Annotated in this window: 14 protein-coding genes and 1 pseudogene; 12 read left to right on the forward strand and 3 right to left on the reverse strand. The window is 41.8% G+C overall.

The window, feature by feature from the left end:
* Positions 1–63: 63 nt before the first annotated feature.
* From QZ114_RS04585 to QZ114_RS04595, 3 genes are read right to left on the reverse strand one after another with little or no spacing between them, the layout of a single operon-like run.
* The gene (locus QZ114_RS04585) at positions 64–831 is read right to left on the reverse strand and encodes a hypothetical protein (protein WP_295500082.1); all 768 of its coding nucleotides are present in this window, start codon (positions 829–831) and stop codon (positions 64–66) included.
* 15 nt (positions 832–846) lie between these two features.
* Positions 847–1,542 carry an ABC transporter ATP-binding protein gene (locus QZ114_RS04590; protein ID WP_102211323.1) on the reverse strand — a complete coding sequence of 232 codons (696 nt, stop codon included), beginning with the start codon at positions 1,540–1,542 and terminating at the stop codon, positions 847–849.
* Between the two features lie 4 nt (positions 1,543–1,546).
* A complete protein-coding gene (locus QZ114_RS04595) occupies positions 1,547–1,912 on the reverse strand; it encodes a GntR family transcriptional regulator (protein WP_102211324.1) in 366 nt (121 codons plus the stop codon).
* A gap of 142 nt (positions 1,913–2,054) precedes the next feature.
* On the opposite strand from QZ114_RS04595, the gene nrdR reads away from it, so the two are divergent.
* From nrdR to alr, 12 genes and pseudogenes are all read left to right on the forward strand, one after another.
* Positions 2,055–2,528, forward strand: a complete 474-nt coding sequence (gene nrdR / locus QZ114_RS04600) for a transcriptional regulator NrdR (protein WP_265476584.1) — start codon at positions 2,055–2,057, stop codon at positions 2,526–2,528.
* Positions 2,529–3,698, forward strand: a complete 1,170-nt coding sequence (locus tag QZ114_RS04605) for a replication initiation and membrane attachment family protein (protein ID WP_295500088.1) — start codon at positions 2,529–2,531, stop codon at positions 3,696–3,698.
* Positions 3,699–4,595: a primosomal protein DnaI gene (gene dnaI / locus QZ114_RS04610; RefSeq protein WP_102211327.1), complete on the forward strand. Its 897-nt coding sequence runs from the start codon at positions 3,699–3,701 to the stop codon at positions 4,593–4,595. It begins immediately after the preceding gene.
* Positions 4,592–5,305, forward strand: a pseudogene (locus tag QZ114_RS04615) (NADPH-dependent oxidoreductase). The gene dnaI and the pseudogene QZ114_RS04615 overlap by 4 nt, the downstream one beginning before the upstream one ends.
* A gap of 13 nt (positions 5,306–5,318) precedes the next feature.
* Positions 5,319–6,629: a ribosome biogenesis GTPase Der gene (gene der / locus QZ114_RS04620; RefSeq protein WP_295500090.1), complete on the forward strand. Its 1,311-nt coding sequence runs from the start codon at positions 5,319–5,321 to the stop codon at positions 6,627–6,629.
* A gap of 84 nt (positions 6,630–6,713) precedes the next feature.
* A complete protein-coding gene (locus QZ114_RS04625) occupies positions 6,714–7,049 on the forward strand; it encodes a hypothetical protein (RefSeq protein ID WP_295500279.1) in 336 nt (111 codons plus the stop codon).
* A gap of 32 nt (positions 7,050–7,081) precedes the next feature.
* The gene (locus tag QZ114_RS04630) at positions 7,082–7,369 is read left to right on the forward strand and encodes a hypothetical protein (RefSeq protein WP_295500092.1); all 288 of its coding nucleotides are present in this window, start codon (positions 7,082–7,084) and stop codon (positions 7,367–7,369) included.
* Between the two features lie 145 nt (positions 7,370–7,514).
* Entirely contained in the window at positions 7,515–10,028 is a 2,514-nt protein-coding gene (gene secA / locus QZ114_RS04635; protein WP_295500094.1) for a preprotein translocase subunit SecA, read from the forward strand.
* A gap of 80 nt (positions 10,029–10,108) precedes the next feature.
* Complete coding sequence (locus tag QZ114_RS04640) at positions 10,109–11,140, forward strand: 3-deoxy-7-phosphoheptulonate synthase (protein WP_295500096.1); 1,032 nt, start codon at positions 10,109–10,111, stop codon at positions 11,138–11,140.
* 1 nt (position 11,141) lies between these two features.
* Positions 11,142–12,173: a 3-deoxy-7-phosphoheptulonate synthase gene (locus QZ114_RS04645; protein WP_295500098.1), complete on the forward strand. Its 1,032-nt coding sequence runs from the start codon at positions 11,142–11,144 to the stop codon at positions 12,171–12,173.
* 45 nt (positions 12,174–12,218) lie between these two features.
* Positions 12,219–12,581, forward strand: a complete 363-nt coding sequence (gene acpS / locus QZ114_RS04650; RefSeq protein WP_295500282.1) for a holo-ACP synthase — start codon at positions 12,219–12,221, stop codon at positions 12,579–12,581.
* Positions 12,571–13,674 (forward strand): alanine racemase, encoded by a 1,104-nt coding sequence (gene alr / locus QZ114_RS04655; protein WP_295500100.1) that lies wholly within the window; start codon positions 12,571–12,573, stop codon positions 13,672–13,674. The genes acpS and alr overlap by 11 nt, the downstream gene beginning before the upstream one ends.
* The last annotated feature ends 15 nt before the right edge of the window (positions 13,675–13,689 follow it).

A 13,689-nucleotide genomic window follows, 5' to 3' on the forward strand; every position in this document is an offset into this window, starting at 1 on the left:
TATAAAAATGTAATTCCTGAGAACGAAAAAAGCCTAGCGAGTTATTGTCGCTAGACTCTAAGATTATTGCAAATTAACCTTGTTTCTCAAAATATAGTAGGTTCCGAGGTAAAAAATAGCTATGAAAATGAGTTCTTCAACAATGCCTATGCTTGCTCCCATATAGAAATTATCATTAAATCCTGCTAGTGAATTGGCATAGAAGTTAGAACTGGTATTGAAGAAGAGTTCAATAAATCCAATGACGATTCGGATTCCAATGTAGGCTACAATAGCGAGTGCTGTGCGGTATTCGTTGAAAAGCTGTCCGATGGAAATGGCCAAGTAAATGCAGAGGATCCCTGAAATTGTACTAAGCAGGAAGGATAAGCCAGTAAGACCAAAGCCGGTAAAATGTTCTCCAACAAATGATAGAAGAGTAGAAAGTTGAACTTCATCAGAATTTGTTGATAGTAAGATAATATAAATACATAGGACTAAGACAGCAGTGCTAATTATCGACCAAATAAAGGCACCGACTAGTTTGGCTGTGATGATTAGGTGTTCGGATACTGGTAGTGTCAAAGTCAGATAGCCTTGTCGGTCATAGACACTACCTTTGAAGCGTTTAATAATCAAGAAAATGGTTGAAATCACAAGTGTAAGCATCAAGCCACCAAAGACTGTAGCTAGAAAAAGTAGCATAGTAGATGGACTTTCTGGGTAAGATAGATTTTTAAAGGCTTGCGTCTGTATCCCGATAAGGGCAGAAAGGACTAGCACGGCAGCGTAGAGGGCTAAATACCACTTGTTAACATTTTTAAATTCGTAGCGAACTAAATTCCAAAACATAATAATCTCCTTTACTTAGGCCTTAAATTCCTGACGGAAGAGTTGGTCAATGGATTCACCTGACTCATAGCGAATGTCATCTACATTGCCTTGACGGACGACTTTTCCGTCTTTGAGGAAGACAATTTCATCCAAGATTGGCTCGATATCAGAAATCAAGTGGGTAGAAATCAAAACGGTAGAAGTTGGGGAGTAGTTGTTGATAATGGTATTGAGGATATACTCACGGGCTGCTGGGTCCACCCCACCAATGGGTTCGTCCAGAACGTAGAGACGAGCATCACGGCTCATAACCAAAATCAGTTGTACCTTTTCTTTGTTACCTTTTGATAGTTTCTTGAGACGACTATTTTCATCAATGCCAAGGTCTGCAAGTAGATGATGGGCGCGTTCAAGATTGAAATCTTTATAGAAGGTCTTGAAGTAGGTTAGGGCTTCTTTGACCTTCATTTGTTCATTGAGATAGGTTGTATCCGGCAAATAAGCTACGATAGCCTTGGTTGCTGGGCTTGGGTCCATGTCGTTGATCAGGACGCGTCCTTGATCTGGTTGCAAGAGGCCATTGATTAGTTTAATCAGGGTTGTTTTTCCTGATCCGTTTGGGCCAAGGAGACCAACAATTTTTCCCGCTGGAATGTCAAGAGAAACATTTTCAAGGGCTGGGGTTGCTCCATAAGATTTGGATACATTTTCAAATGCTAGTAATGCCATAGGTTTAAACTCCTTTAATATGATCGGCAACTACGCCAGGTAGTTCTTCTTTTTCATAGCCAAAATGGGTCATGGAAGAAATAAAGTGTTCTAATTCTTCTTCTGATAGCTGTCTGCGCGATTGGGCGATCAGTTCCTGATTTTCTGTCACGAAACGTCCAGTGGTGCGCTTGCTGTAGACAAATCCCTCACGTTCGAGTTCTGACAGGGCTCTTTGGATGGTGTTTGGGTTGACACCGGCCTCGGCGGCAAACTCTCTCACGGTTGGAAGTTGCTGATTGGGTTCGAGAGTATGGGAAACAATCTGTAGTTTGATTCTCTCCATAATCTGTAAATAGATGGGTTTTTTGTTATCAAATATCCAGGACATTGGGTACTCCTTTCTGGCATGTTTTTTTGTTCTAATCAAATAATACAATAAAACAAAAAACTTGTCAAGCAAAAATAAGAATTGTTTTGGGAATTACTTAAAAAATGGTATAATGAAAAGAAAAACGACAAGGAGGGAAAGGATGCGTTGTCCAAAATGTGAATCTACAAAGTCTAGTGTCATTGATAGTCGCCAAGCAGAAGAAGGGAACACCATTCGTAGAAGACGTGAGTGTGATGAATGCCAACACCGTTTTACAACCTATGAACGTGTAGAAGAGAGAACCTTAGTGGTCGTTAAAAAAGATGGCACTCGAGAACAATTTTCTAGAGATAAAATCTTTAACGGAATTATCCGTTCAGCCCAGAAGCGTCCTGTGTCTAGTGATGAAATTAACACGGTCGTCAACCGTATCGAGCAGAAACTCCGTAGTCGAAATGAGAATGAAATTTTAAGTGAGGACATCGGTTCATTGGTAATGGAAGAATTGGCTGAATTGGATGAGATTACTTATGTACGTTTTGCCAGTGTTTACCGTAGTTTTAAGGATGTGAGCGAGCTTGAGAGTTTGCTCCAACAAATCACTCAGTCCTCAAAGAAGAAAAAGGATAACTAAATGAAGCCAATTGACCGTTTTTCTTATTTAGAGAATAATCGGGTGTCGCAAGATACCTCATCTCTGGTGCAGTGTTACCTCCCGATTATCGGTCAGGAGGCACTGAGCCTTTATCTTTATACGATCAGTTTTTGGGATAATGGCAGAAAGGAATACCTTTTTTCAAGCATTCTTAACCATCTTAACTTTGGGATGGATAGACTGATAAAATCCTTAAAAATCCTATCTGCTTTCAATCTCTTGACCCTCTATCAAAAGGGAGACGTTTATCAGCTAGCCCTCCATGCCCCTCTATCTAGTCAGGACTTCTTGGAACATCCTGTTTATCGCAGACTTTTGGAGAAGAAGATTGGTGACTCGGCTGTGGAGGATTTGAAAGTTGAGAGTGCTGAAGGTCAAGAAATACCTGTCTCACTCAATCAAGTCTTTCCAGATTTGCCAGAACTAGGAAGTGGAGAAGACCTTATCCCCAAGAAGAAAGTGGCCAATGATTTTGACTTGGATCATTTTCGTCAGCTTATGGCTCGAGATGGGCTTCGTTTTGCGGATGAGCAGTCCGATGTCTTAAACCTCTTTGCCATTGCTGAGGAAAAGAAATGGACTTGGTTTGAGACCTATCAATTGGCTAAGTCAACAGCTGTTTCTCAGGTTATTTCAACCAAGCGCATGCGGGAAAAAATTGCTCAAAAACCTGTTTCTTCTGACTTTAGTCCTAAGGAAGCAACCATTATCAAAGAAGCCAAAAGCAAAACTGCCCTGCAGTTCTTAGTAGAAATCAAGCAAACACGCAAGGGAACCATTACCCAAACAGAAAGAGAACTTTTGCAACAGATGGCTGGCTTGGGCTTGCTGGACGAAGTTATTAATATTATTCTTTTATTGACCTTTAATAAGGTGGATTCGGCAAATATCAATGAGAAATATGCCATGAAGGTAGCCAATGACTATGCCTATCAACAGATTCATTCGGCAGAAGAGGCAGTTCTTCGCATTCGTGATCGAGGGCAGAAGAGCCAGGCTCAAAAAAGCAGTAACTCTAGTCCTACCAAGTCCAATGTACCCAAGTGGAGTAACCCAGATTATAAGAATGAAACCAGCGAGGAAACTCGTCTGGAATTAGAGCGTAAAAAACAAGAACTATTAGCTCGATTAGAAAAAGGAGGAGATTAGATGGAAAGTGTCGGAGACGTACTCAAGCGTCAACCTAGCCGTTTTCATTATCAAGATTTGGTCCAGAAAATCATGAAGGACCCTGATGTTGCGGCCTTTATCCAGCAAGAATCCCTGACTCCAGAGGAATTAAATCGCAGTATCTCCAAGTTTAATCAGTACATAACCGAGCGCGACAAGTTCCTTCGTGGTGATACGGATTATATTGCCAAGGGCTACAAGCCTATTTTAGTTATGAATCACGGCTATGCGGATGTTTCTTATGAAGAAACTCCTGAACTAATTGCGGCTGAAAAAGAAGCGGCTATTAAGAACCGTCTTAAGTTAATCAATCTGCCAGCCAGTCTCAAGAAAGCTAGTTTGGCTCAAGTAGATTTGGATGATTTGGGGCGCTTGCCAGTTTTTGAAAAGCTATTAGCCTTCGTGGAGCAATATCCAGCTATTCGAAAAGGTCTTTACTTATATGGAGACTTTGGTGTGGGCAAAAGTTTCATGGTGGCTGCCCTAGCCCATGATTTATCAGAAAAACGTGGTGTCTCCTCCACTCTCCTCCACTATCCTAGTTTTGTCATTGATGTCAAAAATGCTATTAGTGATGGCAATGTCAAGACCTTGGTAGATGAGCTTAAGCTTTCTGAAGTCCTGATTTTAGATGATATTGGTGCCGAGCAATCAACAGCTTGGGTACGTGATGAAATCCTGCAAGTTATTCTCCAATATCGGATGCAGGAAGATTTACCGACCTTTTTCACCTCCAACTTCAACTTTGAAGATTTGGAGAAGCATTTTGCTAAAGGGAAACATGGAAATGACGAAACCTGGGAAGCCAGACGGGTCATGGAACGCATCCGTTATTTGGCTGAGGAGACTCGTTTAGAAGGAGTAAACCGTCGATGACAGAAACAATCAAATTAATGAAGACTCACACTTCAGTACGCAGGTTTAAGGAGCAAGCCCTTCCTCAGGAAGACTTGACTGAAATCCTAACAGCGGCCCAGATGGCCTCGTCTTGGAAGAATTTCCAATCCTACTCTGTGATTGTGGTTCGAAGTCAAGAGAAGAAAGATTCCTTGTATGAATTGGTGCCTCAAGAAGCCATTCGCCAGTCTGCTGTTTTTCTTCTCTTTGTCGGAGATTTGAACTGAGCAGAAAAGGGAGCACGACTTCATACGGATTCATTCCAACCCCAAGGGGTGGAAGGACTTTTGATTAGTTCGGTCGATGCGGCTCTTGCTGGTCAAAATGCCTTGTTGGCAGCTGAAAGCTTGGGCTATGGTGGTGTGATTATCGGTTTGGTGCGTTACAAGTCAGAAGAAGTGGCAGAGCTTTTTAACCTGCCTGACTACACCTATCCTGTCTTTGGGATGGCACTAGGAATACCAAATGAAGAACATGAAGTCAAACCTCGCTTGCCATTGAATCAGGTGGTATTTGAGGAAGAATATCAGGAGCAGACAGTTGATGTGATTTAGTCTTATGACCGTGTACAGGATGACTATGCTGGAGCGCGTGCGACCACAAGCTGGAGTCAGCGCCTAGCAGAACAGTTTGGTCAAGCTGAACCAAGCTCAACTAGAAAAAATCTTGAGCAGAAGAAGTTATTGTAGAAAGTGAGAAATTATGGCCCTACCAACTATTGCCATTGTAGGACGTCCCAATGTTGGGAAATCAACCCTATTTAATCGGATCGCTGGTGAGCGAATCTCCATTGTAGAAGATGTCGAAGGAGTGACACGTGACCGTATCTATGCAACGGGTGAGTGGCTCAATCGTTCCTTTAGCATGATTGATACAGGAGGAATCGATGATGTCGATGCTCCTTTCATGGAACAAATCAAGCACCAGGCAGAAATTGCCATGGAAGAAGCCGATGTTATCGTCTTTGTCGTGTCTGGTAAGGAAGGAATTACCGATGCAGACGAATACGTAGCCCGTAAGCTTTATAAAACCAACAAACCAGTTATCCTCGCGGTTAATAAGGTGGACAACCCTGAAATGCGAAATGATATCTATGATTTCTATGCCCTCGGTTTGGGTGAACCCTTGCCTATCTCATCTGTTCATGGTATCGGTACAGGGGATGTGCTAGACGCCATCGTAGAAAATCTTCCAAATGAATATGAGGAAGAAAACCCAGATGTCATTAAGTTTAGCTTGATTGGTCGTCCTAACGTTGGAAAATCAAGCTTGATTAATGCTATCTTGGGAGAAGACCGTGTTATTGCCAGTCCTGTTGCTGGAACAACGCGTGACGCTATTGATACCCACTTTACCGATGCAGATGGTCAAGAGTTTACCATGATTGATACGGCTGGTATGCGTAAGTCTGGTAAGGTTTATGAAAACACTGAGAAATACTCTGTTATGCGTGCCATGCGTGCTATTGACCGTTCAGATGTGGTCTTGATGGTCATCAATGCGGAAGAGGGTATTCGTGAATACGATAAGCGTATCGCAGGATTTGCCCATGAAGCTGGTAAAGGGATGATTATCGTGGTCAACAAGTGGGATACGCTTGAAAAAGACAACCACACTATGAAAAACTGGGAAGAAGATATCCGTGAGCAGTTCCAATACTTGCCTTACGCACCGATTATCTTTGTATCCGCTTTGACCAAGCAACGTCTCCACAAACTTCCTGAGATGATCAAGCAAATCAGCGAAAGTCAAAACACACGTATTCCATCAGCTGTCTTGAACGATGTCATCATGGATGCCATTGCCATCAACCCAACACCAACAGACAAAGGGAAACGCCTCAAGATTTTCTATGCGACCCAAGTGGCAACCAAACCACCAACCTTTGTTATCTTTGTCAACGAAGAAGAACTCATGCACTTTTCTTACCTGCGTTTCTTGGAAAATCAAATCCGCAAGGCCTTTGTCTTTGAAGGAACACCGATTCACCTGATCGCAAGAAAACGCAAATAAAAAAGTAGAATCTGGAATGACATTTCCAGATTTTTTTGATAGAATGAAAGTGAAGAAAACGCTATCAAAGAAGGGGTGTTGATGATGGAACATTTGTTTAAATTCTTGCTCATATTCCCCTGTATTTACTTTTTCAGCTGGATTGACAAGGATAATAGAGATAATAAAATTTTCCCATTTTTTTACTATTTTTACTGGATTTACATCACCCTCTATGCTCTTTTTAGCCTTGCTTGGACAGTTTTTTCAGTCCTGTTTTTCAATATTCTATTGAGAAATGTGGCAGACATCAAGTCTTGGGGCATTTGGTTATTATTACTACTTATCGCTTTTGCCAGTGATTGGTTAACCTATATCTTTTTCAAAAAAATGCTTAGACTAAGAAAGGAGTTAGGGAAGTCTAAAGCGGGGAGACATTGATTTATATGGTTTTTGTTGATAGGAGGTAGCTTATGGTACATCTAAAATCATTTATTACACGCTATTCTAAGGTCTATATTGGTTTAGTCCTACTTATCTGGCTTGCTTTCTTCTTTCTTCCTTGGGGCAGTCCGATTCTGGGGGGAAAGATTGACCTCTTCATCATACAGAAAGTCTTGCTAGTTTTTGGTATTCTGTCTATTTTGATGGCCTTGCTGTCCAAGAAAGTCAGTCTCTTTGTTTTTGGATTGATCTGCTGTTTTTCTCTTTGGATTAATCTATTTATCCTCTTTGCCATTTTACCCATTTTTGGTAATTAAATTTTCATAAAATAGAGAGAGGTTAGCTTGAAAACTAGCCTCTTTTTCCTTTTCAAAATAGGGATTCTTCCTTGAAAATAATCAGTAATTGTGCTAAAATTAAAAGAACATTCTAAAATATTCGGAATTTAAAGTAAGGAAAAACATGGCTAATATTTTAAAAACAATTATCGAAAATGATAAAGGAGAACTCCGTCGTCTGGAAAAGATGGCTAACAAGGTTTTCAAATACGAAGACCAGATGGCTGCTTTGACAGATGACCAACTAAAAGCAAAAACAGTTGAATTTAAAGAACGTTATCAAAATGGAGAATCACTAGATTCATTGCTTTATGAAGCATTTGCGGTTGTCCGTGAAGGTGCCAAACGTGTCCTAGGACTCTTCCCTTATAAGGTACAGGTTATGGGAGGAATCGTTCTTCACCATGGTGACGTGCCAGAGATGCGTACAGGGGAAGGGAAAACCTTGACTGCGACCATGCCAGTATACCTCAATGCCCTTTCAGGTAAAGGGGTTCACGTAGTTACGGTCAATGAATACCTGTCAGAACGTGATGCGACTGAAATGGGTGAGTTGTACTCATGGCTTGGTTTGTCAGTGGGAATTAACTTGGCTGCCAAGTCTCCAATGGAGAAAAAAGAAGCCTATGAGTGTGATATTACCTACTCAACCAACTCAGAAATCGGATTTGACTACCTTCGTGACAACATGGTCGTTCGTGCTGAAAACATGGTACAACGTCCGCTTAACTATGCCTTGGTCGATGAGGTTGACTCTATCTTGATTGATGAGGCTCGTACACCTTTGATTGTATCAGGCGCTAATGCAGTTGAAACAAGTCAGCTCTACCACATGGCAGACCACTATGTAAAATCTTTGGACAAAGACGACTATATCATCGATGTGCAGTCTAAGACTATTGGTTTGTCTGATTCAGGGATTGACAAGGCTGAAAGTTACTTCAAACTTGAAAATCTTTATGATATCGAAAATGTGGCTCTTACTCACTTTATCGATAACGCTCTTCGTGCCAACTACATCATGCTTCTCGATATTGACTATGTGGTGAGCGAAGAACAGGAAATTTTGATCGTCGACCAATTTACAGGTCGTACTATGGAAGGACGTCGTTATTCTGATGGATTGCACCAAGCTATTGAAGCTAAAGAGGGTGTACCAATTCAGGATGAAACTAAGACATCTGCCTCTATTACTTACCAAAACCTTTTCCGTATGTATAAGAAATTGTCGGGGATGACGGGTACTGGTAAGACTGAGGAAGAAGAATTCCGTGAAATTTACAATATTCGTGTCATTCCAATTCCAACCAACCGTCCAGTTCAACGTATTGACCACTCAGACCTTCTATATGCAAGCATTGAAGCTAAGTTTAAAGCAGTTGTCGAAGACGTTAAGGCTCGTTACCAAAAAGGTCAGCCTGTCTTGGTTGGTACAGTTGCGGTTGAAACAAGTGACTATATTTCTAAGAAATTGGTCGCAGCTGGTGTTCCTCACGAAGTATTGAATGCTAAAAACCACTATAGAGAAGCTCAAATTATCATGAACGCAGGTCAACGTGGTGCAGTTACCATTGCGACCAACATGGCTGGTCGTGGTACCGACATCAAGCTTGGTGAAGGAGTTCGTGAACTTGGAGGTCTTTGCGTTATCGGTACGGAACGCCATGAAAGCCGTCGTATTGATAATCAGTTACGTGGTCGTTCAGGTCGTCAAGGAGACCCAGGTGAGTCCCAATTTTACCTATCTCTTGAAGATGACTTGATGAAACGTTTTGGTTCTGAACGCTTGAAGGGAATCTTTGAACGCTTGAACATGTCTGAAGAGGCGATTGAGTCTCGTATGTTGACACGTCAAGTTGAAGCGGCTCAAAAACGTGTTGAAGGTAATAACTACGATACCCGTAAACAAGTCCTTCAATACGATGATGTCATGCGTGAACAACGTGAAATCATCTATGCTCAACGTTACGATGTCATTACTGCTGATCGTGACTTGGCTCCAGAAATCCATGCTATGATTAAACGCACTATTGAGCGTGTTGTGGATGGTCATGTGCGTGCCAAGCAAGATGAAAAACTTGAGGCTGTTTTAAACTTTGCCAAATACAACTTGCTTCCTGAAGATTCAATTTCTTCTGAAGATTTGTCAGACTTGTCTGATAAAGAAATCAAGGATGAACTCTTCCAACGTGCTTTGAAAGTTTACGATAGTCAGGTTTCAAAACTGCGCGATGAAGAAGCGGTGAAGGAATTCCAAAAAGTCTTGATTCTACGTGTTGTTGATAACAAGTGGACAGACCATATTGATGCCCTTGATCAACTGCGTAATGCAGTTGGACTCCGTGGTTATGCTCAAAATAACCCAGTTGTTGAGTATCAAGCAGAAGGTTTCCGCATGTTTAATGATATGATTGGTTCCATTGAGTTTGATGTGACTCGTTTGATGATGAAAGCACAAATTCATGAGCAAGAAAGACCACAAGCTGAACACCATATCAGTACAACAGCTACTCGTAATATTGCTGCTCAACAAGCAAACATGCCAGAAAATCTTGATTTGAGTCAAATCAAACGTAATGAACTTTGTCCATGTAGTTCTGGTAAGAAGTTTAAAAACTGTCACGGAAAAAGACAATAAAATGAGATAGTTTAAAGGCGGATACCTTGTGAAAAGTAAATTTTTACTTGGTGTCCGTTTACTTTATAAGGAGATGAGTTATGGTATTTAGAGCGAAAAGTCCTAAAATTAATATTGAAGAAGTTCGTTCCATATCTAAGTTAGAAGGACTGGCTTTGGAGAGAAAATCTCAACGAGATCAAGAGTTGGAAACTATTATTCGTGGGGAAGATCAACGTATTCTTTTGGTAATTGGCCCGTGCTCATCTGACAATGAAGAGGCTGTTCTTGAGTATGCCAAACGTCTCGCAATTTTACAAGAAGAAGTAGCAGACCGTATCTTCATGGTGATGCGAGTTTATACTGCTAAACCTCGTACCAACGGAGATGGCTATAAGGGTTTGATTCACCAGCCAAATGCGACAGAAGCACCTAGCTTAATTAATGGCATTAAGGCCGTGCGCCATCTTCACTATCGTGTCATTACGGAAACAGGTATGACGACAGCTGACGAAATGCTTTATCCTGAAAATCTTCCGCTAGTGGATGATTTGATTTCTTACATGGCGGTAGGGGCTCGTTCGGTAGAAGATCAACAGCATCGTTTTGTGGCAAGTGGGGCAGATTTCGCTACTGGTTTTAAAAATCCTACATCTGGTAATCTCAATGTTATGTTTAATGGGATTTATGCAGCGCAAAACAAGCAAAGTTTCCTATTTCATGGGAAAGAGGTAGAGACAACTGGAAATCCCCTGTCTCATGCTATTCTTCGTGGAGCAACCGATGATTATGGGAAAAACATTCCTAATTATTACTATGATAATTTGTTAGATACCATTGCCCATTATGAGAAAATGGGCTTGGAAAATCCATTTATTATTGTGGATACCAATCATGACAATTCTGGTAAGCAATATATGGACCAGATTCGGATTGTTCGTCAGACCTTAATCAATCGTGACTGGAATCAAAAAATCAAGCAGTACGTTCGAGGTTTTATGATTGAGTCTTATCTAGAAGACGGCCGTCAAAACGAACCAGAGGTTTTTGGTAAGTCCATTACAGACCCTTGTCTAGGTTGGGAAAATACGGAAGCCCTCGTTCGAGAAATATACCAAACGCTAGGAGAATAAGATGGCATTTATTGAAAAAGGTCAAGAAATCGATATTGAAGCAATCAAGGCAGAAACCCAATTGTCTGCGGAAGCCTTGTGTCTAAAGGAGCGTCGTGATAGAGAATTGGCAGACATTATTTCAGGAGAAGATGACCGTATCCTTTTGGTGATTGGTCCTTGCTCTTCTGATAACGAAGAGGCTGTCTTGGAATATGCACGCCGTTTATCTGCCTTGCAGAAGAAGGTGGCGGACAAGATTTTCATGGTTATGCGTGTTTATACTGCTAAACCTCGCACCAATGGAGATGGTTATAAGGGTTTGGTTCACCAGCCTGATACGTCAAAGGCGCCTAGTTTGATTAATGGTTTACAGGCTGTGCGCCAGTTGCACTACCGCGTGATTACAGAGACTGGTTTGACGACGGCAGATGAGATGCTTTATCCATCAAACTTGGTTTTGGTAGATGATTTGGTCAGCTACCATGCCGTTGGTGCCCGTTCTGTAGAGGATCAAGAACATCGCTTTGTGGCCTCAGGGATTGATGCGCCAGTAGGAATGAAAAATCCTACCTCTGGAAATTTGGGTGTTATGTTTAACGGAATATACGCTGCTCAGAACAAACAGACCTTCCTCTTTCATGGACAAGAAGTAGAAACTTCAGGAAATCCTTTGGCTCACGTTATCCTTCGTGGGGCGGTTAATGAATATGGGGAAAATGAACCTAACTTCTATTATGAAACCTTATTACATGCCATTGAGCGCTATGAAGTTATGGGCCTTGAGAATCCTTTTATCCTCATTGATACCAACCATGATAACTCAGGTAAGCAATATATGGAGCAAATTCGGATTGTTCGCCAGACCTTACAAAATCGTGATTGGAATGAGAAAATTAAGAAGACAGTTCGTGGGTTTATGATTGAATCCTATTTAGCAGATGGTCGTCAGAATCAACCAGAGGTTTTTGGTTGCTCAATTACGGATCCTTGCTTGGGTTGGGAAAATACAGAAGCTTTGGTAGAAGAAATCTATGAGAGCTTAACAAAATAAGTGAGAAGGATGGAGTTGGGGGATTCTCAACTCCTTTTGATGAGTATGATAGTTGGACATGGAATTGATATCGAAGAGTTGGCTTCGATAGAAAGAGCAGTTGCACGGCATGCAGATTTTGCCAAGCGAGTCTTAACTGCAAAGGAAATGGAACGGTTTAACAGTCTTAAAGAGCGCAGACAAATAGAATATTTGGCTGGTCGCTGGTCGGCTAAGGAGGCCTTTTCCAAGGCTATGGGAACTGGTATTGGAAAACTAGGTTTTCAGGATTTGGAAGTATTGAACAATGAACGCGGGGCGCCTTATTTTAGTCAGTCACCATTTTCAGGAAAAATTTGGCTGTCTATCAGCCATACAGATCAGTTTGTGACAGCCAGTGTCATCTTGGAGGAAAATCATGAAAGCTAGTCCACATAGACCAACCAAGGCTTTGATCAATCTTGGAGTTATTCGACAAAATATTGAGCAGATAGGACATCATATCCCTGAAGGCACGCTAAAATGGGCAGTGGTCAAGGCCAATGCCTATGGTCATGGAGCAGTCGCTGTTGCCAAGGCGATCCAAGAAGATGTAGACGGTTTTTGCGTTTCGAATATTGATGAAGCCATTGAACTTCGTCAGGCTGGAATTGACAAGAAAATACTTATTTTAGGAGTGACGGAGATTGAATCCGTTAAACTAGCTCGAGAATTTAAGATCACCTTGACAGTAGCAGGATTGGAGTGGGTTCAATCACTTATAGCTAAGGAATCAGATTTAGCTGGCTTGACGGTCCACTTCAAGATTGATTCTGGAATGGGTCGGATTGGATTTAGAGAAGCAAGTCAGGCTGATCAGGCTCAAGATATACTTAAGCAAGAGGGGGTTCGTGTTGAAGGGATTTTTACCCATTTTGCTACGGCTGATGAGGAATCAGATGCCTACTTTAATGAGCAGTTGGAACGGTTTAAAACCATTCTGTCAAGTATGAAAGGTCTTCCAGACTTGATTCATGCCAGTAATTCGGCAACGACTCTTTGGCATGCAGAGACTATTTTCAATGCGGTTCGTATGGGAGATGCTATGTATGGTCTCAATCCAAGCGGAGAGGTTTTGGACTTGCCTTATGACTTGACTCCAGCCTTGACCTTGGAATCTGCCTTGGTTCACGTCAAGACAGTTCCAGCTGGAGCTTGTATGGGCTACGGAGCTACCTATCAGGCGGATAGCGAGCAAGTCATCGCGACTGTGCCAATCGGCTATGCGGATGGATGGACACGAGACATGCAGAATTTTTCTGTCTTGGTAGATGGCCAAGCTTGCCCAATCGTCGGCAGGGTTTCTATGGACCAAATCACCATTCGTCTGCCTAAGCCTTACCCACTGGGAACCAAGGTAACTTTGATTGGTTCTAACGGGGGCAAGGAAATCACAGCTACTCAGGTAGCAGCCTATCGCGGGACTATTAACTATGAGGTGGTTTGTCTTCTCAGCGACCGCATTCCGAGAGAATATGATTAGAAAAGAAAGGAGTGG

The organism is uncultured Streptococcus sp., assembly GCF_901875575.1.
Taxonomy (GTDB): domain Bacteria; phylum Bacillota; class Bacilli; order Lactobacillales; family Streptococcaceae; genus Streptococcus.